The organism is Flavobacterium sp. CF108 (genome assembly GCF_900129795.1).
Taxonomy (GTDB): domain Bacteria; phylum Bacteroidota; class Bacteroidia; order Flavobacteriales; family Flavobacteriaceae; genus Flavobacterium.
The window spans coordinates 579,531-600,935 of the sequence record NZ_FQWW01000003.1; the positions used below are offsets into that span (position 1 = coordinate 579,531).

Annotated in this window: 20 protein-coding genes; 19 read left to right on the forward strand and 1 reads right to left on the reverse strand. The window is 34.8% G+C overall.

What is annotated here, in order from left to right; translation table 11 throughout:
* The first annotated feature begins 10 nt into the window (after nt 1-10).
* The 4 genes from BUE10_RS11205 to BUE10_RS11220 all read left to right on the forward strand — a co-directional run bounded on the left by BUE10_RS11205 (nt 11) and on the right by BUE10_RS11220 (nt 3,929).
* On the forward strand, nt 11-748 hold the full coding sequence (locus tag BUE10_RS11205; protein ID WP_073485082.1) for a hypothetical protein: 738 nt from the start codon (nt 11-13) through the stop codon (nt 746-748).
* Nucleotides 745-2,934 carry a hypothetical protein gene (locus BUE10_RS11210; RefSeq protein WP_073485084.1) on the forward strand — a complete coding sequence of 730 codons (2,190 nt, stop codon included), beginning with the start codon at nt 745-747 and terminating at the stop codon, nt 2,932-2,934. The genes BUE10_RS11205 and BUE10_RS11210 overlap by 4 nt, the downstream gene beginning before the upstream one ends.
* Before the next feature lie 496 nt (nt 2,935-3,430).
* Nucleotides 3,431-3,664 carry a helix-turn-helix transcriptional regulator gene (locus BUE10_RS11215; RefSeq protein ID WP_073485086.1) on the forward strand — a complete coding sequence of 78 codons (234 nt, stop codon included), beginning with the start codon at nt 3,431-3,433 and terminating at the stop codon, nt 3,662-3,664.
* 61 nt (nt 3,665-3,725) lie between these two features.
* The gene (locus BUE10_RS11220; protein ID WP_053470230.1) at nt 3,726-3,929 is read left to right on the forward strand and encodes a helix-turn-helix domain-containing protein; all 204 of its coding nucleotides are present in this window, start codon (nt 3,726-3,728) and stop codon (nt 3,927-3,929) included.
* Nucleotides 3,930-3,984: 55 nt separating this feature from the next.
* Here the strand turns inward: BUE10_RS11220 and BUE10_RS11225 are convergent, their stop codons facing one another.
* The gene (locus BUE10_RS11225) at nt 3,985-4,452 is read right to left on the reverse strand and encodes a UpxY family transcription antiterminator (protein ID WP_053470229.1); all 468 of its coding nucleotides are present in this window, start codon (nt 4,450-4,452) and stop codon (nt 3,985-3,987) included.
* Nucleotides 4,453-5,006: 554 nt separating this feature from the next.
* On the opposite strand from BUE10_RS11225, the gene BUE10_RS11230 reads away from it, so the two are divergent.
* From BUE10_RS11230 to BUE10_RS11300, 15 genes are all read left to right on the forward strand, one after another.
* Nucleotides 5,007-5,441, forward strand: a complete 435-nt coding sequence (locus BUE10_RS11230; protein ID WP_073485088.1) for an adenylyltransferase/cytidyltransferase family protein — start codon at nt 5,007-5,009, stop codon at nt 5,439-5,441.
* Nucleotides 5,431-6,435 carry a mannose-1-phosphate guanylyltransferase gene (locus BUE10_RS11235; RefSeq protein ID WP_073485090.1) on the forward strand — a complete coding sequence of 335 codons (1,005 nt, stop codon included), beginning with the start codon at nt 5,431-5,433 and terminating at the stop codon, nt 6,433-6,435. Before BUE10_RS11230 ends, BUE10_RS11235 begins: the two co-directional genes overlap by 11 nt.
* 18 nt (nt 6,436-6,453) lie before the next feature.
* On the forward strand, nt 6,454-7,404 hold the full coding sequence (locus BUE10_RS11240; RefSeq protein ID WP_073485283.1) for a GDP-L-fucose synthase family protein: 951 nt from the start codon (nt 6,454-6,456) through the stop codon (nt 7,402-7,404).
* Nucleotides 7,405-7,502: 98 nt separating this feature from the next.
* Nucleotides 7,503-8,627: a GDP-mannose 4,6-dehydratase gene (gene gmd / locus BUE10_RS11245; RefSeq protein WP_073485092.1), complete on the forward strand. Its 1,125-nt coding sequence runs from the start codon at nt 7,503-7,505 to the stop codon at nt 8,625-8,627.
* Between the two features lie 12 nt (nt 8,628-8,639).
* Entirely contained in the window at nt 8,640-10,100 is a 1,461-nt protein-coding gene (locus tag BUE10_RS11250) for a UDP-glucose 6-dehydrogenase (protein WP_073485094.1), read from the forward strand.
* The gene (locus tag BUE10_RS11255; protein ID WP_073485096.1) at nt 10,081-11,373 is read left to right on the forward strand and encodes an MATE family efflux transporter; all 1,293 of its coding nucleotides are present in this window, start codon (nt 10,081-10,083) and stop codon (nt 11,371-11,373) included. The genes BUE10_RS11250 and BUE10_RS11255 overlap by 20 nt, the downstream gene beginning before the upstream one ends.
* A 227-nt stretch (nt 11,374-11,600) precedes the next feature.
* A complete protein-coding gene (locus BUE10_RS11260; protein WP_073485098.1) occupies nt 11,601-12,527 on the forward strand; it encodes a hypothetical protein in 927 nt (308 codons plus the stop codon).
* 10 nt (nt 12,528-12,537) lie between these two features.
* The gene (locus BUE10_RS11265) at nt 12,538-13,548 is read left to right on the forward strand and encodes an alpha-mannosyltransferase (protein ID WP_073485100.1); all 1,011 of its coding nucleotides are present in this window, start codon (nt 12,538-12,540) and stop codon (nt 13,546-13,548) included.
* Nucleotides 13,549-13,554: 6 nt separating this feature from the next.
* Nucleotides 13,555-14,529 (forward strand): hypothetical protein, encoded by a 975-nt coding sequence (locus BUE10_RS11270; RefSeq protein WP_143055961.1) that lies wholly within the window; start codon nt 13,555-13,557, stop codon nt 14,527-14,529.
* Nucleotides 14,530-14,554: 25 nt separating this feature from the next.
* Nucleotides 14,555-15,415: a glycosyltransferase family 32 protein gene (locus BUE10_RS11275; protein ID WP_073485104.1), complete on the forward strand. Its 861-nt coding sequence runs from the start codon at nt 14,555-14,557 to the stop codon at nt 15,413-15,415.
* Nucleotides 15,416-15,484: 69 nt separating this feature from the next.
* Nucleotides 15,485-16,567, forward strand: a complete 1,083-nt coding sequence (locus tag BUE10_RS11280; protein ID WP_073485106.1) for a glycosyltransferase family protein — start codon at nt 15,485-15,487, stop codon at nt 16,565-16,567.
* Nucleotides 16,564-17,817 carry a glycosyltransferase family 4 protein gene (locus BUE10_RS11285; RefSeq protein ID WP_073485108.1) on the forward strand — a complete coding sequence of 418 codons (1,254 nt, stop codon included), beginning with the start codon at nt 16,564-16,566 and terminating at the stop codon, nt 17,815-17,817. The genes BUE10_RS11280 and BUE10_RS11285 overlap by 4 nt, the downstream gene beginning before the upstream one ends.
* 4 nt (nt 17,818-17,821) lie before the next feature.
* Complete coding sequence (locus BUE10_RS11290) at nt 17,822-19,114, forward strand: hypothetical protein (RefSeq protein ID WP_073485110.1); 1,293 nt, start codon at nt 17,822-17,824, stop codon at nt 19,112-19,114.
* Nucleotides 19,111-20,280: a glycosyltransferase family 4 protein gene (locus BUE10_RS11295; RefSeq protein ID WP_159439059.1), complete on the forward strand. Its 1,170-nt coding sequence runs from the start codon at nt 19,111-19,113 to the stop codon at nt 20,278-20,280. The genes BUE10_RS11290 and BUE10_RS11295 overlap by 4 nt, the downstream gene beginning before the upstream one ends.
* The gene (locus BUE10_RS11300; protein WP_073485113.1) at nt 20,277-21,356 is read left to right on the forward strand and encodes a glycosyltransferase; all 1,080 of its coding nucleotides are present in this window, start codon (nt 20,277-20,279) and stop codon (nt 21,354-21,356) included. Before BUE10_RS11295 ends, BUE10_RS11300 begins: the two co-directional genes overlap by 4 nt.
* Nucleotides 21,357-21,405: the final 49 nt, after the last annotated feature.

Below are 21,405 nucleotides of genomic sequence, written 5' to 3' on the forward strand. Positions count from 1 at the left end.
GAACAAGACAATGAAATCTGCGCTTACCATACTAGTATTATTTGTGACTGTTACGCTTAAGTTATATGCACAATCACCAGAAAAAATGAGTTATCAGGCAATTATTCGATCACAGAATAATGATCTGGTTGCGAACTCGCGAATAAGCCTAAGAGTTATTGTACATCAAAGCAGTGCAGCGGGAACTATTGTTTATCAGGAAACACATTCTGCGACTACCAATAACAATGGTTTGGTTTCTCTTGAAATAGGAACCGGAAATATTACTACTGGTACCTTTAGTGCAATTGCATGGGAAAAAGGCCCATACTTTATAGAGACACAAGTTGATGTAAGCGGCGGAGCTAATTATAACATTATGGGAACTACGCAGCTTTTGAGTGTGCCTTATGCATTACATGCAAAAACAGCCGAAAGGTTGGTAGGCACTGCTACTACAACGCCAAGAGCGGCAGTTATTCCGTTTACCTCTTCCAGAAACATTACTACTACAGATGTAAATAATACAATAGAATGTACCGCAACATCTACATTAACATTAACCTCTAATTTTACGAGTATGCTAACAGGCGATACTATTAATTTAGAAGCTCATAATGGTGCGGTATTAACCATTCAGGCATCTTCTGGAGTAACAATAAACTATACGGCAAGCGGAAGCGCAAAGTTTACCAGCGCTGCCGGGAACGTAAGATTTGGATTTCTTAGAAAAACAGGCACAAATTCCTATATTATATCGGGACAATGAAAAAGTTACTATTTTTTTTACTCTTTTCAACAGCAGTTTTTTCACAAAACTATCAATATGCTCTTGAAGAAGTTCCGGTTACCGTACCGGAACCACCAACAGGCGTAAACAATCAAATAGAAGAAATTAAATATTTTGAAGCCCACTTATTGCCGCTTGCGCAAAAAGGAACGCTTCAGGCTGCTTTAGATCAATACGGTTCTGTACGTTTAGAAAAAGGAGATTACTCTGGAGTTGATCTTGTGATGAAAAGCAATCAACGATTATACGGACATCCTACATTATCTAAAGTATCGAATATTAAAATCGCTGCCGGAAGTACCAATGTTCACATCGAACAACTTTCGTTTGTAGACCGCACCGTTACTTTTGAACCTGGCGCGCCCATAACAAATTGCGTTCTTAAAACTTTAAGATACGTTTACATCAATGCAAGCGGAGCACAATTAAATAATAATGAGCTGATCAATATCGGCGGACAAATTAAGTTTGACTGCAGTGCATCAGGTTATTTCAGAAATAATAAGATTATCAAGCATCAAGCACAGTCTATTTCCAATCAATTAATCATGAAAGGAAATACCACAACGCCAAGTTATGGAAACGTAAATCTGCATTCTAATTATTTAACTCCGGCTGGGGACGCAACAGATATTGACGGATTACAATCGGCTACTTTTGTTGGTGTTGACAGTGAAGGATGGAACTTAAACGGACAGGGCACAAAAGCAATGTTTACGGCTAAAAATATGGGTAATTTAAAGATTACCGATTTTGGAGGCGGAAATGCTTATTCTGCTGTTCAAACAGGATCTTATGATATTGATGCTCAAAATGTATCCTTCTTAAATAAATACCTGCGTACTTCAAATGATGTGATATCGGCAAGAACCAATATGTTTTTAATTGATGGAGAAGGGGCATACAAAAGAGGAAGCGGAACTGTAACAGGTTTTGATTTACTGGGGAATTTAGACAAAAGCAATGCGATAAAATATAACGGAACAGAGCAAACCAGTACGATTACAAATACAGCTGTTACAACTGCTATTAGCAATACTATTTTAGGAACAAAATATACACCTTGGGCGAGAACAGCATGGGAAACACTGCCAGATCCGTTGGGACCAAACTGGAAAACTGAAAGAACCGGAAAAACAGATCAAAGAGCTTATATTCAAGATCTTATTGATAAGAATGGAATTGCAGAATTACCGGAAGGAATATTCTATATAGGTGGTACCTTAAATGTTCATCTTGATGGAAATCATGGTATAATAGGAAAAGGAACAGGTAAAACGGTAATTGTGGGTCTAAAAGATGATTTTCCTTTAATTACATTAGACACAGGAACTGATACTAATTTTGTTTTGGCCTATTTAACATTACAAGGCGGCAGCACGGGTATATATGCAGGTAAAAGAAATGGTGTTGGAATTGGCCAGATTGCTTATGCAAATTTAAGGTTTATTACTTTTAGAGATCAGACAAACGGAATTCACCTGTATCAAATTATGGGACTTGATAATAACTTTTTTGAGTATTTAGGTTTTGTAAATTGTACAAGAGGTTTCTTCCAAGAACCATTATTACCATACGCAGGTGATTATAACACATCGAGTTATGTTGATAAAACGATGTATTACAAAAGTCAGTTTATAAATTGTACAACGGCAATGTCAATGAAGGCAACCCGACCAAATAACTTAAATGCCTGGGTAGACTGTAAGTTTGATAGAGGCCAGACTGCTTTAGATATGGGAGCACAAAATTATCCTGTAATTGCTAATTGTGATTTTAGTAATTATACCGGAGCGAGCGTAATCAACAGTAATTCAATTTCGATATACAGTTCTAACTTTTTCAATAACACTTCATCAGCGGCAACTTTAAATGCTATGATTACTTATATTGAAGGATGTAAATTCTCAGACAGTTCTAATATGTTTGCACCTGTAGTCTACAATTCGACTTTTCATTATATTTTAAATTCAACAGTTGCAGGAAATGTAGTCGTAGCAAAACCGTCGAACTTATATTATGATTCTTCTGCGATTTATGTAAATTCTACATTATCAGCAAATCCTACATTAAGTAAGCTGTTAGTAAATGTAAAAGTGGGCGTGCCGACCGTAATAATTAATACAACACCAAATCCGTATCCTCAGTTTTTGGTAACGCAATAAAAAACTTACATAACAATATAATTAGAGGTTCAGGTTAATTTAATCTGAACCTCTTTTTTATTCTTCAATTTCTGATTAACAAGAATATTTTTTAATTACTTCAAAAACCATCAAAATCTTATTATAAATCTTACATAATCAAGGTTTTAATGCGGCTGATAATGCTGGGTTTCATATTTTTTTGAGAAGTTTTTTTGCCGTTTTCACCTCAATATGATAGCTGTAAAAGGCTGCAAATTGTATTTTATCGGATTTTAAAATCCGTTGAACAGATTTATTATTATAAACTGAAAACAATATATATTTTTAACCACGATTTAAAAAGAATACTAAATAAAAACGGTCATTTAGCTTTATTCTTTATTAATAATTAAACAGTTATTGAAAAATAGTAATTTTTTTACAAAGTATAATGAAAAACAGATTATCACTCTATTGTATTTATTGAGGTGCAATAGTAATTTCAAAATAAGGATTATTTATATTTTTTTGTTTTATGAAATATAGTGTATACGAAAATATTAGAAAAATAAGAGAATTAAAAAATTTAACCAGAGAGTTTGTAGCGGCAGAACTAAAAATGAGTACCAGCGGTTATGGCAAAATTGAAAGAGGTGATGTTGATTTAACAGTATCTAAATTAATTGAAATTTCAAAAGTTTTAGAGGTCTCAATTGAGTTCATATTCAAATTCGATGTTTCGATTTTTTTTAATGATACAAATAGATAAAATATCTGGAAAATAGTAAAGAAGCTTAAATAGATAAAATAAATAATTAAAATTGAAGGTTATGGAAAATTACTACTTAAGAATAAAAGAGTATCGGTTGCAAAATAATCATACTCCAGAATATGTTGCCATTCAGATGGAAATAAGTGTAAAAAAATATGAAAAAATTGAAAATGGAATGATTGACCTAAAATTGTCAAAACTGGATAAACTGGTTAAAATTTTAGGAATCAAAAAAAGTGAAATTTTCAGATTAAGCAATTAATATTTTTTTTTTAAAAAAGAGTTCACTTATAAGAACTCTATTTTTATTTATGTTATTACTTATGTTTTACTTTTAAAACATATCCCAAAGATTCTAAAATTAAAACATAATGCGTTTTTGTAATGTCTTTTATAACGGCATTCTGATCACAAAAAGGCCCGGAATTCAAATGTATTTTATCTCCTATTTGGTACTGCATAACTGAAATTTCCTTAGCAGTATCTCCACAATTAAGCCATTCTTTTATCGTCTCGATTTCCTGGTCTTTTACAATTGCATGTCTTCCTAACCAAAATAAATACCTCACAACACCGGGAGAATAAAACACCATATTTCTATCTTTTTCGGGTATTTGCACAAAGATATAGTTGTTAAATAACGGTACTTCTACCTTTATTTTTCTATCAGATCTTTGCTGTGTTTTTTTAATCAAGGGGCAGTAACAATTAATGTTATACTTCGTTAATTGTTCTGCTGCTCTTTTTTCCCATTTAGGTTTTGTATAGACTACATACCACTTCATAATTCTTAATTTATTTATAGTAATTGTAAATCAGTTTAAAATAAGATAAGCTGTATTGGTATTTATTTTTTCTGAAAATTGTCTTTCTTAATAACTGTTAATAATCGTTAAAAGATAAAGCTGTTTTGGAGGAACATTTCAGTATTAATATAGGATGTAAATTTAATCTGGAGAGACTAAAATTATTTACGGTTTTCATGCTAATTTTTCCTTATTTAGGACATTTAGTTACAAAAAAGTAATCCCTTATCAGCTTCATTATCATAATTTTATCTTAAATTATTGTTGTATTTAGATTGATGTTATGGATTTTAATTTTCTGTTTTGCATAACAGGATTTAATCTTTTTAAAACAGTCAAAAAGCACAATTTTTTAATTTTTATACCCTTAATTTTTTTCTTTTTTGAGTAGTACGAATTGTAACTATTCACGGGGAACCCATTTTTTAATTTAAAAAAATAGTGCCAAAACCCCAGTAAACAGGTTCACAATATTTTTTCACAAATCATTACTCCATTCATAAACTGATTATTTAATTTAAAACATTAAAAAGATGAAAATTGGAATAACCTTTAGTGCTTTTGACTTGTTACATGCGGGGCATGTAAAAATGCTTGAAGAAGCGAAACAAAATTGTGATTATTTAATTGTTGGCCTGCAGACTGATCCAACGTTAGACCGCCCAACAAAAAACAAACCAACACAAACTGTTGTCGAAAGATACATACAGTTAAAAGCGTGTAAATTTGTTGATGAAATTGTACCTTATGCAACAGAGCAGGACTTAGAAGATATTTTGAAATCTTTTACTATTGATATGCGTGTTTTAGGAGATGAGTATAAAGAGAAAGACTTTACCGGAAGAGCCTACTGCGAAGAAAAAGGAATTGAGTTGTATTTTAATACCAGAGACCATCGTTTTTCGAGTACTAATCTTCGTCATGAAGTATATCAAAAAGAAATTTTAATACATTCTAATGGCAATTAGTACTACTATTACTCATGTAGTTTTAACCGGCGGAATTGGCAGCAGATTATGGCCTCTTTCCAGAAAAACACTTCCAAAACAATATCTTGAACTTTTTGACGGAGAATCACTTTTTGAAAAAACAGTAGCTCGTAACGAAAATGTTTCAACAAAAATGATAGTAGTTGGAAATATTGAAAACTACAAAATGACGAATGTGATTATGTCAAAACTGAATAAACATTTTACTCATATTGTAGAAGCCGTCCCCCGTAATACAGCCGCAGCAATTGCCTTTGCCGCATTTGCATCAAAACCAGACGATATTTTATTGATAACCCCCTCAGACCATATTATAGAAGGCAGCGATTTATACAATAATGCTTTATGGCACGCTATTGTATTAGCCAATCAGGATTATATAGTAACCTTTGGCATAGAACCAACTAAACCGGAAACGGGTTACGGTTATATCGAATTTGAAGATGAAAATGTAATTGCATTTCATGAAAAACCCGATTTTGAAACGGCAGTAAAATATCTTAAAAAGAAAAATTATTTCTGGAACAGCGGACTTTTTTGTTTCAAAGCCGGAAAGTTTTTAGCAGAACTCGAAAAACAGGAACCCGAAGTTTTCAAAGCTTCAAAAATAGCTTGGGAAAACAATACAAATGGCTTTTTGAATTACGAGTTGTCGATAAAAATTCCTTCTACAAGCATTGATTATGCGGTTATGGAAAGAAGTAAAGATATTAAAGTGGTTCCCGCTCATTTTGGCTGGTCAGATTTAGGTTCTTTCGAATCGGTTTATGATTATTTGGTTCAAAAAGGACATCCCATTGATGCCAACAGAAATATTGTTATAGGAACTTCATTGCATACCACTTTTATTGGCGTTAAAAATTGCATTTTGATTTACACCGCCGATGCTTTGATGGTTTTGCAAAAAGAAAATTCTCAGGAAGTAAAACAAGTTTACCAGCAATTAGAATCGATTGCTTCGCCGCTGCTGTAAAATAAAATTTACGCTATGATCAATAAAAAATCCATAATATATATTGCTGGACATAACGGAATGGTGGGAAGCGCCATTTGGAGAACGCTGACTGCAAAAGGCTACACGAATCTTATTGGAGCATCCAGCAGAGAATTAGATTTAAGAAAGCAAAAAGCAGTTCGGGATTTTATCAGAAAAACAAAACCCGATGTAATTATCGATGCCGCCGCAAAAGTGGGAGGAATTCAGGCAAACAATGATTTTCCGTACGATTTTTTGATGGAAAACATGCTGATTCAAAACAACCTTATCAATGAGGCACATCGTTTGGCGGTAGATAAATTCATTTTTTTAGGAAGTTCCTGTATTTATCCAAAATTTGCACCGCAGCCGTTAAAAGAAGAATATTTGCTCACAGCTCCTTTAGAACCCACTAACGAATGGTACGCTTTGGCCAAAATCTCCGGAGTAAAATTATGTGAAGCCATCCGCAGACAATACCAAAAAGATTTTGTCAGCATGATGCCAACCAACTTATACGGCACTCATGACAATTTTGATTTAAACAGTTCGCATGTTTTACCTGCCATGATCCGCAAGTTTCACGAAGCCAAAGAAAGCAATAATGCCGTAGTAATTTTATGGGGAACGGGAACCCCCATGCGTGAATTTCTATTTGTAGATGATATGGCAGAAGCAGTAGTTTTTGCTTTAGAAAATGAGCTTCCGGAGCATTTGTATAACATTGGAACAGGAAAAGATTTAACCATAAACGAACTGGCCGCATTGGTACAAAAAATTGTAGGTCATACCGGAGATATTCTTTGGGACGACACAAAACCTGATGGTACACCACGAAAATTAATGGATGTTTCTAAAATGCACAGCATGGGCTGGAAACACCAAACAGAACTCGAAGAAGGAATACAAAAAACCTACACTTGGTTTTTAGAAAACATCGAAAATTTCAAACAAAAGGTTTACTGATCTTTTGCCCTTCAAATTACCCCAAACCCCTTTATCGTTAAGACTTTACAAAATTTGCGACTTTGCAGCATAATGCCTTTGTGCCTTACAATCAGATTATGAATCCATTGAAAAAAACAGCCCTAATTACAGGAGTTACAGGACAAGACGGAGCCTATTTAAGTGAATTTTTATTAGAAAAAGGCTATATCGTACACGGATTAAAAAGACGTACTTCTTTATTTAATACAGATCGAATTGATCATTTATACCAGGATCCTTATGTAGAAAACAGAAATTTTATTCTGCATTACGGAGATATGACAGACAGCACGAATTTAACCCGAATCATTCAGGAAGTTCAACCCGATGAAATCTACAATCTGGCTGCCATGAGCCATGTAGCCGTTTCATTTGAAACTCCGGAATATACAGGAAATGCTGATGGTTTAGGAACCTTACGACTTCTGGATGCCGTTCGTTTGCTTGGATTAGAAAAAAAGACACGAATTTATCAGGCATCGACTTCAGAATTGTATGGAAAAGTACAGGAAGTTCCGCAGTCTGAAACAACGCCGTTTTATCCGCGTTCGCCTTATGCCGTAGCCAAAATGTACGCCTATTGGATTACTGTAAATTACAGAGAAGCTTACGGAATGTACGCCTGCAATGGGATTTTGTTTAATCACGAATCACCCATTAGAGGCGAAACTTTTGTAACACGTAAAATTACCAGAGCAACGGCACGAATAGCTTTAGGACTTCAGGATAAATTATATTTAGGAAATCTTGACGCACAGCGCGATTGGGGACATGCAAAAGATTATGTACAAATGATGTGGATGATTCTTCAGGCCGATGAACCGGAAGACTGGGTAATTGCGACAGGAAAAACCACAACAGTTCGTGAATTTGTACGAATGAGTTTTGCCGAAGTAGGTATTGAACTAGAATTCAAAGGAAAAGGAATAAATGAAAAAGCTCTTGTAAAATATTGCAGCAATCCAGATTATCAAATTCCGATTGGTAAAGAAGTATTAGAAGTTGATGCCAATTATTTTAGACCAACAGAAGTAGATTTACTGGTAGGCGATCCCACAAAAGCCAGAACCAAACTGGGCTGGAAATGCAAATACGATTTAGAATCATTGGTAAAAGAAATGATGCAGTCTGATTTAAAATTAATGGAGAAAGAACAGCATTTAAAAGAATTCGGTTATACGATCTTAAATTATTTCGAATAAAAAAGTATCTAAATGAAAATCAAAAATATTTGCTGCTTAGGAGCCGGTTACGTCGGAGGACCAACAATGTCAGTAATAGCATTGAAATGTCCCGAAATAAAAGTAACAGTTGTAGATTTAAATACAGATCGTATTTTAGCATGGAATGAAGAAAATTTAGATAAACTTCCTGTTTACGAACCCGGACTTGCAGATGTAGTTCGTGAAGCAAGAGGACGTAATTTGTTTTTTTCAACCGATGTTGATGCAGCAATTGAAGCCGCAGATATGATTTTTATAGCCGTAAATACGCCAACAAAAACATACGGTGAAGGCAAGGGAATGGCTGCCGATTTAAAATTTGTAGAATTATGCGCCAGACAAATAGCCCGAATAGCTAAAAATGATAAAATTATAGTCGAAAAATCTACGCTTCCTGTTCGAACAGCCCAAACTTTACAGACTATTTTAGATCATACCGGAAACGGAGTAAAATTTGAAGTACTTTCTAATCCCGAATTTTTAGCCGAAGGAACTGCCATCGAAGATTTATTTAATGCCGATAGAGTTTTAATTGGAGGAAATCAAACTGAAAGCGGTCAAAAAGCCATTCAGTCTTTGGTTGATATTTATGCACATTGGCTTTCGCCGAAACAAATTTTAACTACAAATGTATGGTCTTCCGAATTATCAAAATTAACCGCCAATGCCTTTTTAGCACAGAGAATTTCATCCATTAATGCCCTATCTGCTTTATGCGAAGCCACCGAAGCCGATGTTGATGAGGTTGCCGCAGCCATAGGAACCGATAGTAGAATTGGTTCTAAATTCCTTAAAGCTTCGGTTGGGTTTGGAGGATCTTGTTTTCAAAAAGATATTTTAAACTTAGTGTATTTGTGCCGTTATTTTAACCTGCCGGAAGTTGCTAATTATTGGGAACAAATTATTATTCTAAATGATTATCAAAAATACCGTTTCGCTAAAAATATTATCTGTTCACTTTTTAATACCGTAAGTGGAAAAAAAATAACCTTTTTAGGCTGGGCTTTCAAAAAAGATACCAACGATACCAGAGAATCTGCAGCAATTTATGTAGCCGAACATTTAATCGAAGACGGAGCAGAAATTCATGTTTACGACCCTAAAGTTTCTGAAGAAAAAATTAAAGCTGATATGCGCTATTTATGGGAATTAAAAGGACTTTCTGAAGAAAAAATAAAATCAAAATTAAATCAGATTTTCGTTTACAAAACAGCGATTGAGGCACTCGATGAAGCTCATGCCGCTGCGATATTAACAGAATGGGATGAATTTAAAACCTACGATTGGGAAAGTATTTACAACAACATGTACAAACCCGCTTTCCTGTTTGATGGACGAAATATTCTTGATTTTAAAAAATTAGCCGCAATAGGTTTTCAGGTAAAAGGAATTGGAAAAAATAATTCTTTTAGTGCTAAATTAAAAGTAGAAAATGAACTGGTCATTAGATAAAATAAGACAGCACCAGCATTTCGATAAAAGTCTAAATTTTATAAAATTAATTTCGATTGTAGGAAGTACAGAAGTAATCCTAAAATTAATTGGATTTGTTTCCGGGATATTAATTGTCAGAATGCTGCCTGTTCAGGAATACGCTCTATACACGCTCGCTAATACTATGTTAGGAACTTTAGTAATGTTTACAGATTCCGGTATTTCAAACGGAGTCATGGCACTAAGTGGCAAAGTATGGAAAGATCCTAAAAAACTAGGCGAAGTGCTAGCGACAGGTTTAGATTTAAGAAAGAAATTTGCCTTTATAGCCTTAACCGTTTCTACCCCCATAATCATTTATCTATTATTAAAAAATAACGCAAGCTGGTTATCGGCAGTTTTAATTTTTCTGTCCTTGATTCCGGCTTTTTACGCAGCCTTATCAGATTCTTTACTAGAAATAACACCCAAGTTACATCAGGATATTTCGAGTTTACAAAAAAATCAATTACGAGTTGGATTTGGACGATTGCTATTAGTTATCCTTACAATTTTTATTTTTCCCTGGACATTCGTCCTTATTTTGGCTTCAGGAATTCCGCAGATATACGGCAATTCAAAACTCAAAATAATCAATAAAAAGTTTGTAGACAGCCACCAAAAGCCAGATCCCGTAATTCGTAAAGAGATACTCAAAATTGTAACCCGCATCCTGCCCAATATTATATTTTATGCGCTATCAGGACAAATCGTAATTTGGATATTATCTGTTTTTGGCAACTCTACTGATTTGGCAAGTATAGGAGCGTTGGGCAGATTTGCGGCACTCATGGCTTTTTTTACCACAATATCAGGCACTTTATTTTTACCCCGATTTTCAAGATTAGCAGATGATAAAGAAATCCTTTTAAGATATTTTTTATTTTTTCAGTTGATCCTTTTTTTGGCAGCAGGCTTTATAATGCTGATCGTATTTTTATTTCCTGCCCAAATGTTATGGCTTTTAGGAGGTTCTTACAGTTCATTATCATCTGAACTTTTTTTGATTATGTTATCCAGCTGCATCGGATTAATTGCTGCCATGAGCGGTAATTTAATAGGCAGCAGAGGACATTTTTTAAACCCAATTTTTGTAATTGCGCTCAATTTAGGAACCGTTATACTAGCTTATTTTATTTGGGATTTAACAAAGCTTCGAGGCATTTTGTACTACAGTATTTTTAACCAGTGTCTTTCATTATTAGTAAATTATATATTTAGTTTTTTAGTAATAATTAGAGTCAAGAAATAAATTAAAAATTAAAAATTAAAAATTAAAGGAATAGATTATCAATATAAACATAGCCCGCGGTTTCAACCGCGGGAACGCAAGATTGTCACAACCCGTTTCCCGTGGTTGAAACCACGGGCTATGTTTGAATAGGTTTGAGTGAATTATTTGGAACACAAAGAGATTAACACAATCTATATCTTCATGATTAAAACCAAGAGCTATATTAAAAACTATAGAATTAAAACATGAATAAATTACCAGGTCAAGGCGGACTTACTAAAAAAATAACCATAGCAAAAGGCAGAGCAAACCGTAAAAAGTTTGCCAGACAAGTAGCAATAGGATTATATCATTTGGTAAACCAAGTCAGTAAAAAAAAAACTATTGAAATGGAGGTCGCCAGTTTTTCCTCTTTCAATGATTTTCACGAGCAAGTTTTGTCTGTTTTATCGTTTATTCGCTACGTAGGAAAACCAATTAAATGGACACTTTATTCAGACGGTACACATACTCAGGCACAAATAAACCAACTCGAAAGTAATTTTGATTTCCTTAAAGTATCCGAAGGACTCGACTGGAGCGAAATAGAATCCTTAAAAGGTTTATGCAAAGAAGAATTAGAACCTTATGAAAACTATCTAATCGATTATGCTAAAAAATATCCATTAGGAAAAAAACTGTTTTACTATTTAAATCATCCAATCGAAAAACCAACACTATTCATAGATTCAGATATTCTATTTTATGAACACGCCAATGTTTTAAAACTAATACTAACAGAAAAACCAAAAGCAAACGGCTGGTATATGCCAGATGTAAGCTGGGGTTGTTTAGACAGCCGTTACAAAGCCCTAAACTCTGAACAAATATATCAGGTAAACTCCGGTTTTATTTTTGCCAATGAAGCTTTTAAGAACATAAAAGAATCGCTGGACTTTTTTAAAACCTATAATTTCACCTACGAATATTTTAGCGAACAAACCGTTTACCATCATTTGCTAAAAAATAATTCCTATATGCCTTTAACACCTAAAACCTTCATTTTAGACTCAGGCGATCAATTTGATTTTTCGTATTTATTCAGTCCAAAACAAATGGCAGTTCGGCATTATACAGGGCCTGTTCGTCATAAAATGTGGCAGAAAAATTATAAATGGCATTTAAGCTTATAAACCGATATAGATGAAAAAAGGTATTGTTTTAGTGGCCAATTTAAAAAGTCAGTGGTACAGCGAAAACCTAATTTATTCCATTAGAAAAAGCGGCTGTACATTGCCAATCCGATTAATTCATTTTGGAGGAGAAAAAGTAAATTCTCAATATATCTTAAATGAAGTTGAATTTTTAACCGTAGAAGATTTTTCGGAAGAAGCCAGAAGTTTTATAAAAAACCTGAGAAGTGTTTTAACAGAATGCCCAATGGGATTTTTGTACCGTTTTTTAGCATTCTTTTCAGATTGGGATGAATTTATTTATACTGATAATGATATCGTGGCACTAATGAATTGGGAACGTTTGTTTGAGTTTGCAAATGGACATGATTTAGTTCACGCCGATACAGAATACACAACTTGCGGCATACACAATTATCTGCTTCCTGAAAAAGTAAAAGAAAATTTCGGAAAAGACAGTTTAAACTCCGCCATAACAGCCGGACACATATTGGTCAGAAAAAGTTCAAAAATGATTGCAGATATGAACGCAGCTGTAGAATGGTTCAAACAGCATCCTGAAATTCCAAAAAAACACGATCAGTCCTTATTGCATATCGCTTCATTATTGGGAGACTGGAAATTACTCAATTTATGCAAACCTCCATACAACTGGCTCAGTTCATGGTCTGGAGATTATACCAATAGTTTAGATTTAATTCATGCCATTCAGGGCGGATACAAACAAAACACAGATTCATACAAAATTTGGTATTCCCAATTGTCTGAAGAATCTAAAATAGTGGTCAATAAACAATCTTCTTTTCGCGCTTTAAATGTACCCATTAGTCATTTGCATTATTCCGGCAGAGGCCGTTTGGGAGCAGAATCAATCGATGAATTAATGTATTCCAGCCAGACTGATAAAGAGCGAATGATGAATTTGTATAAAGTGCAAAGCTCTGATTTATTTTATATTACCTATATCAAACATCAATCAAAACGTGTTACAAGAAGACTCAAACGCATCTTAAATTTATAATACTATATGATGAATGCAGCAGTTTGCACTATTTTCGAGGGTCACTACCATTTTGGAGTAGCTGCACTTTCTAATTCACTATATCAAAATGGATTTAGAGGCGATATTTATGTAGGTTATCGAGGCAGATTACCCAAATGGGTATTAAGAGGCGAAAAAGAAACAATTGGTAAATGGAAAGAAGCCATTGTCCTAACTCCGGTGCAGGACATAAAATTGATTTTTCTGCCCATAGTGACCAATTATAATATGGCAAATTACAAGCCTGATTTTATGCTGGAACTCTGGGAAGGCCCGGCAAAAGAAGCAGACGCCATGTTTTATTTTGATCCTGATATTGTGATAAACGATTCATGGGCGTGTTACGAACAATGGATAAACTGCGGTGTTGCACTTTGCGAAGATGTTAATTCACCTTTGCAGGAATTCCATCCCCGGCGGCAAGGCTGGAAAAACTATTACAAACACTACCACATCGATTTGCACTTTAAAAACGCGATTTATGTAAACGCCGGTTTTGTTGGACTTCTTAAAAAAAACAGCTCATTTTTAAATTTGTGGGTTCAGATGCAGGAACTTATGGGACCTGCAATTGGGGGTTTAGAGAATTCTATTTTTTTGAATCAATCCTACAATTCAACGGTTTTAAAAAGAGAAGGATTCCAGATTTTTGATAAACCGGATCAGGATGCTTTAAATGTGGCGATTGAAGTTTATAATGATCCTGTAAGTTATATGGGAAAAGAAGGAATGGGTTTTTCTGAAGGTGATTCAACAATGTCCCACGGAATGGGAAGTCCAAAACCCTGGAAAGCACACCATTTATTAAGGGCCGCTCAGGGAAAAATCCCTAGAAATTTAGATGTTATTTATTGGAAATATTGCAGTGAACCCATATTGGCACATTCTAAATGGGAAATTACACGAAAATTAATAGGTATTAAAGTAGCCAAAGTTATTGGAAGATTCTATAAAGTGTAAATTTTTTTAAAACGGATAAAAAATTATGATTCCAAAAACAATTCATATTTGCTGGTTTAGTGGTGAAGATTATACGCCATTTATAAAAGAATGTATGGCTACATGGAAAATTCACCTGCCTGAATTTGAAATACGAATATGGAATAAAGATAGTTTTGATTTTGATTCGATTCCTTTTGTAAAAGAAGCTTTTCAGGCCAAGAAATGGGCTTTTGCAGCAGATTACGTTCGCTTATATGCCTTATATACCGAAGGCGGTTTATATCTGGATTCGGATGTTAAAATACTGAAACCGTTTAAGGAAACCTGGTTTGATTATGACTTTTTCAGCGCGCACGAAATACATCCCGGTTTATTTGAAGATGCAGGCGGACTTAAACAATTAAACGCTTCTTATTTACCTGTAAACGGGGAAACTATTACAGGATTTGCAGTTCAGGGAGCCATTTTTGCATCGGTGCCCAATCATCCGTATGTCAAAGATTGTTTAGAACAATATAAAAACCTGCAGCTATTTGGTGAAGACGGAACTATGAATTTAAAAAAAGTCATAATAGGTTCTGTAATAACTCCGGTAGCCGAAAAATACGGTTATACGTATCAAAACAAAGAACAGGTTTTAAGAGAGAATATGCTGATTCTTCCGGCCAATATTCTCGTAGGAAATTCTATTTATTTAGACAGAAGATCCTACGCAATTCATTTAATAAACGGCAGCTGGCGCGGAAAAAAAGGCATCGAAAAGTTCCTGCATTTAGTCCGGAACCATTACCCCAGATTGTTTCCCGTCGTCAATTTTATTGATAAAAGCATTAAAAAAACCTATCGTACATCAAAATACCTGAAAACAATTATAACAAAAAACACATCCATTTTTTTGAATTGAAATTAGATCAGTTTGATTCACGAGAAACTAAAAGACCTCCCCTATAAAATTCAATAATTAAATCACGAAATGGAAATACTCTTCATTTGCGGCTCTGCAGAAATTGGTAACGATGGTGTAGGCGATTATACCCGCCGCTTATGTGGTAAACTTATAAAATCCGGCCACGATGCACAGATTTTATCTTTATGCGATCACGAAGCCGTTTCTTTTACCAGTGAAACTCAGGTTGTAGAAGAAACTCCCGTAATCGTACATCGAATTCCAGTTGCAGCACCAAACGATCAGCGTTTAATTTGGCTGCAAAAAATCCTGAAAGATTTTGAACCAGACTGGATTTCGCTGCAATACGTTCCGTACAGCTTCAACCCAAAAGGATTACCGTTTTGGCTTCCTCCATACTTAAAAAAAATTAGAGGCAATCATAAATGGCATATTATGTTTCATGAATTGTGGCTGGGAATTGATACCGAATCTTCTATTAAACACAAATGCATTGGAAAATTACAGCAGGTAATCGCCAAAAAAATAGTTCACAATACAAAAACACATTCCATAAATACTCAAAATAAATTATACCAGTTCTTTCTTCAATCTCAAAATATCAAGGCTGAAGTTTTGCCCATTTGCGGTAATATTCCGTTAACAGCCGTGAAAAAAGAACCAATAGCATTTGCTCAGTTTGTTTTGTTTGGCACCATTCATAACGGCGCTCCTTTTGAAGATTTTATTAAGGATTTAAACAGCAATTCAGATAAGTTTGAGAAACCTATAAAATTTGTTTTTATCGGTAAAAATGGGCCAGAACTTACTAATTATACATCGATATTAGAAAAATATAATATCCGGTATGAAGTTCTGGGCATACAATCTGAAAATGTAATATCGCAGGTTTTGAGAGACAGCGATTTTGGAATATCAACAACACCGTATTTTCAAACAGAAAAAAGCGGTGTTTTTGCAGCGTACAAAGAACATCAAATCAATACGATTTGTGTTTCAAGAAATTGGACTCCAACAAAAGGGCAGTATGTAATTCCGCAGATTATCAAATACGAAAAAAACAATCTGAATATAACACCGCAAAACGTTGAGGTTTCAGATCTAAATGCAATTGCTGCGCAGTTTATCAATTCAATTTCGGCAGTATGAAATTATTGGTTTCACATCCAACTTTAAACGCAAATTCAAAAAATCTGGTAACCGGTTTATTGAAAGAACAGCAGCTTTTTAAACTGTTTACTTCAATTGCGATATTTCCCGGACAGTTATTATTTAAGCTTGGAAATAATCCGAAACTAAAAGATTTAAAAAGAAGAAGTTTAGACGAAACCTGGCAGCCTTATACACGATCAAAATCCTTTTTTGAATTGGGACGTTTGCTGACTTTAAAATTCAAATTAGATTTTTTAATCACACACGAAAAAGGTTTTTTCTGTATTGACAAAGTGTATCAAAAACATGATAAATGGGTTGCTGATAATTTAGCCGAATTTAAAAAAGAAGGCCTTTTAGGAGTTTATGCATACGAAGACGGAGCTTTATCTACGTTTAAAGCAGCAAAACAATTAGGACTTTACTGTATTTACGATTTACCAATTGGGTATTGGAAAAGCGCCAGATTATTAATGCAGAAAGAATTTGACATTAATCCGGCTTGGTCAGACACGCTTATAGGTTTCAACGATTCAGTGGGGAAACTGAGCAAAAAAGATGAAGAATTAGCTCTGGCAGATGTAATTTTTGTCGCCAGCAGTTTTACCAAAAAAACATTAGAAAACTATAAAGGAAACCTGCCCGAAATAAAAGTAATTCCATACGGTTTTCCGGCAGTTACCAGAAAAAAATACTACGAACCTCTTTTAGATCGAAAACTTAAAATTTTATTCATTGGCGGTTTATCGCAGCGAAAAGGAATTTCCTATTTGTTTGATGCAGTCGAAAAAATGGAAGACAAAGTAGAGCTCACAATTGTAGGACATAAAGCTGTATCAAATTGTGAAGCATTAAATCAGGCTTTAGAAAAACACAATTGGATTCCGTCATTATCTCACGATGAGGTTTTAGAGTGTATGTACGAACATGACGTATTTGTTTTTCCTTCTCTTTTTGAAGGGTTTGGTTTGGTTATTACCGAAGCCATGTCGCAGGGAATTCCAGTTATTACAACCAATCGTACCGCAGGCCCGGATTTAATAGAACACGGAAAAGACGGATGGATTGTTCCCGCCGGATCTTCAAAAGCCATAAAAGAAGTCATTACTCAAATACTCGAAAAACCGGAACTATTGGAACAATTCGGGTTTGCCGCTCAAAACAAAGCACAAACCAGACCGTGGTCAGTGTATGGAAAAGAAATGGCCGATGCACTTTCTTCATTAAAAGATTTTGTAAACAATTAGAAAAATGGACACCCCAAAAGAACAAGATTTAGAACAATCTTATAAAACCTTAAAAATAGCCATTTGGCTGTATTTTTTACTGTGGGTTTTTGAAGGTGCACTCCGTAAATGGATTTTGCCAAGTCTGGCTACGCCGCTTTTAATTGTGCGTGACCCAATTGCAATTTTCATCATCATAAGAGCTTTTTATCTGGATGTAAAATTTATAAACGGCTATGTAGTTTTAAGCGCCATTTTTACATTATTAGGTTTGGCGATTACACTTACTTTCGGACACGGAAATCTATTTGTAGGCCTTTACGGGGCAAGAATTATGCTTATTCATTTTCCGCTGATTTTTATAATTGGAGCCGTATTTAAAAAAGAAGATGTCCTTAAAATGGGACGTGTCATGCTGGCTGCCAATATTTTGATGACTTTGATTATTTATCTTCAGTTTACAAGTCCGCAGACAGCTTACATTAATACAGGTTTGGGCGGAGAAGGAAGCGCAGGTTTTGATGGCGCAATGGGATATTTCAGGCCATCGGGAACATTTTCGTTTACAACAGGATTATCTGCTTACTATATTTTGGTTTCGGTATTTGTATTTTATTTCTGGCTTTCAAAAGAAGCCTGCTCTAAACTTTTACTTATTTCCAGTACTATCGCCTTAATAATTGCTTTGCCGCTAACCGTGAGCAGAACAGCAGTTTTAGGCGTTTTATTAGTTGGTTTTTTTGCTTTTGCAGGATCAACAACCAGTGTAAAATCATTAATACGATTAATATCGACCGTTTTAGTAATTGTAGTTTTATTTATGGTTTTACAAAAAACAACTTCCATTTTCAATTTGGGAACTCAGGTTTTTATGAGCCGTGTCGATACAGCAAAAGGACAAGAAGGAGGATCAATCGTAATGCGAACCATAAACGGATTTACAGAACCTATCACGACATTATTAAAAGCACCTTTATTTGAAGGGAATCTAGGAATGGGAACCAATGCAGGCGCACAGCTGTTGACAGGCCAAAGAAAATTTTTAGTTTCAGAAGGCGAATTAAATCGTGTGGGCGGCGAGCAGGGACTTATTTTAGGCGGCGGTCTTGTCGTTTTGAGATTAGTTTTGGCCTTTGGACTTTTTTATAGCTCTATAAAATTACCGGGAAACTATAAACTATTGCCCTTAACATTTTGCGGAACGGCTTTGTTTTTAATTACCCAAGGCCAATGGGCTCAGCCAAGTATGCTGGGCTGCGCGGTGATTGCAACAGGTTTATTATTGGCTGGTATGAACATCAATTTGAAAACAGAATGATGAAAATTGTCCTTTTTACGCATCCTTCCTTTACAGCTCATCAAAGCATGCCTCGCTATGCCAATATGCTGCTGAACGGAATGAAAGAAAGAGGACATGAAGTAGCAGTCTGGAGTCCGAAAGCGAGATTTTACAAACTTCCTATAATGAAATCCTTTAAAAAATGGCTGGGTTATCTGGATCAATATTTTGTATTTCCATTAGAAGTAAAACTAAAATTACGCAATTCATCACAAGATACTCTTTTTGTATTTGCAGATCAGGCGCTTGGTCCGTGGGTTCCATTGGTAAAAAACAGAAAACACGTTGTACACTGCCATGACTTTTTAGCCTTAAAATCGGCATTGGGAATGGTGCCTGAAAATCCGACATCTTTTACAGGAAAGCTGTATCAAATTTATATTAGAAGAGGTTTTTCAAAAGGAAAAAATTTCATTTCCATTTCAAAAAAAACACGACAAGATTTACACCAATTGCATTTGGGAGAAATCGCCAATTCAAAAGTATGTTACAACGGATTAAGCCGTCCGTTTTTTTCTCTGCCAAGAGAATCTTCAAGGGATTTATTAGAAGCAAAATTTAATATACTTTTATCTCAGGGTTACATTATGCACATTGGAGGGAATCAATATTATAAAAACCGACAAGGTGTTTTGGAGATTTACGAAACCTGGAGAAACCTATACCATACAAATATACCCTTGGTTTTGATTGGTGAAGAACCATCAGAAGAATTAAATCTTCTGCACAAAAAATCACCATTCAAAAACGATATTCATTTCATCACAAACCTATCAGATGAACATGTTAATAATGCCTATTCCGGAGCAATTTGTTTATTGTTTCCGTCATTAGATGAAGGTTTTGGCTGGCCTATTATTGAAGCAATGGCTTCTGGATGTCCGGTAATCACGACCAATAAAGCTCCAATGAATGAAGTAGGCGGAATGGCCGCTTTTTACATTGAGAAAAAACCAGCAGATCCTGCACAATGGCAGCAATGGAAAGAGGAAGGCGCAAAAACAATCGAAAAAGTATTGAAATTAAGCCGGCCTCAGCAAACGGAAACAATTGAAAGATCTTTTACCCAGTCGCAAAAATTTACAACAGAATATTTCCTTGATGCTGTCGAAGTTATTTACAAAGAAATAAATCAAATTGTATGAAAGTAATCCATTTTATTGCGGGGATTGACAAGGTAGGCGGAGGAACTACAGAATATATGCGATTATTAAGCACGGCTTTATCAAAACATATGGAAATAGTGGTAGCAACAAAAAAAACGGCTCATCCTATAGATATTCCGGGCGTAAGAATTAAATTTTTTAAAGGCGGCATTTTGAGATGGTTTGATATGCTTGAAGACTTTAGAATCTTTTTAATGGCCGAAAAACCGGATATAGTTCATATTAACGGAATCTGGAGTCCGCAAAACTGGGGTTTTCAAAAAGTAGCGCAGGAAATAGGAATAAAAGTAATCCTGTCTCCACACGGAATGTTAGAACCGTGGATCATGGCTAACAATCCGTGGAAGAAAAGATTAGGATTGTTTTTATATCAAAAAAAAGCCATTCAGGATGTTGCCTTTTTACATACAACTGCCGAAATGGAAGCACTCAATATTCAGTATTTAGGATTTAAACCGCCTATTTCCATCATTCCAAATGGTATTGACCTGAACGATATTAAAGGAATTAAAGAATGTTACGGAACAAAAAAAATGGTTTTTATATCCAGAATTCATCCCAAAAAAGGAATTGAATTACTGCTGGAAGCCTGGCGTCATTGCAAGACTGATGGATGGAATCTTGAAATTGCAGGAAATGGCGATAAAAATTATATAGCGCATTTAAGCAACAGTGCCAGAGATCTCAAAAATGTAAATTTTGTCGGCGCAAAATACGGTAACGAAAAATGGGATTTTTTACGATCTGCAGATGTTATGGTGCTGCCAACACATAGCGAAAATTTCGGAATTGTAATTGCTGAAGCGCTGGCTCTTGGAGTTCCGGTAATCACAACGCAGGGCACGCCGTGGGAAGATCTTGAAATACACGAATGCGGCTGGTGGATAAATTTATCGGTTCCAAATCTTGAAAAAATCATTACGCAAGTATTGAATACAGCAGCTTATGAACTAGAAAGTATGGGCAGAAAAGGAAGAAGACTTGTAGCAGAAAAATATGAAATTAAAGCTGTTGCCAATCAAATGAACGACTTGTATAAAAAAATACTTAATTAATTACAGTTTTGGATTTATCTACTTATAGTCATTCTTTCAGCTTAAAAAA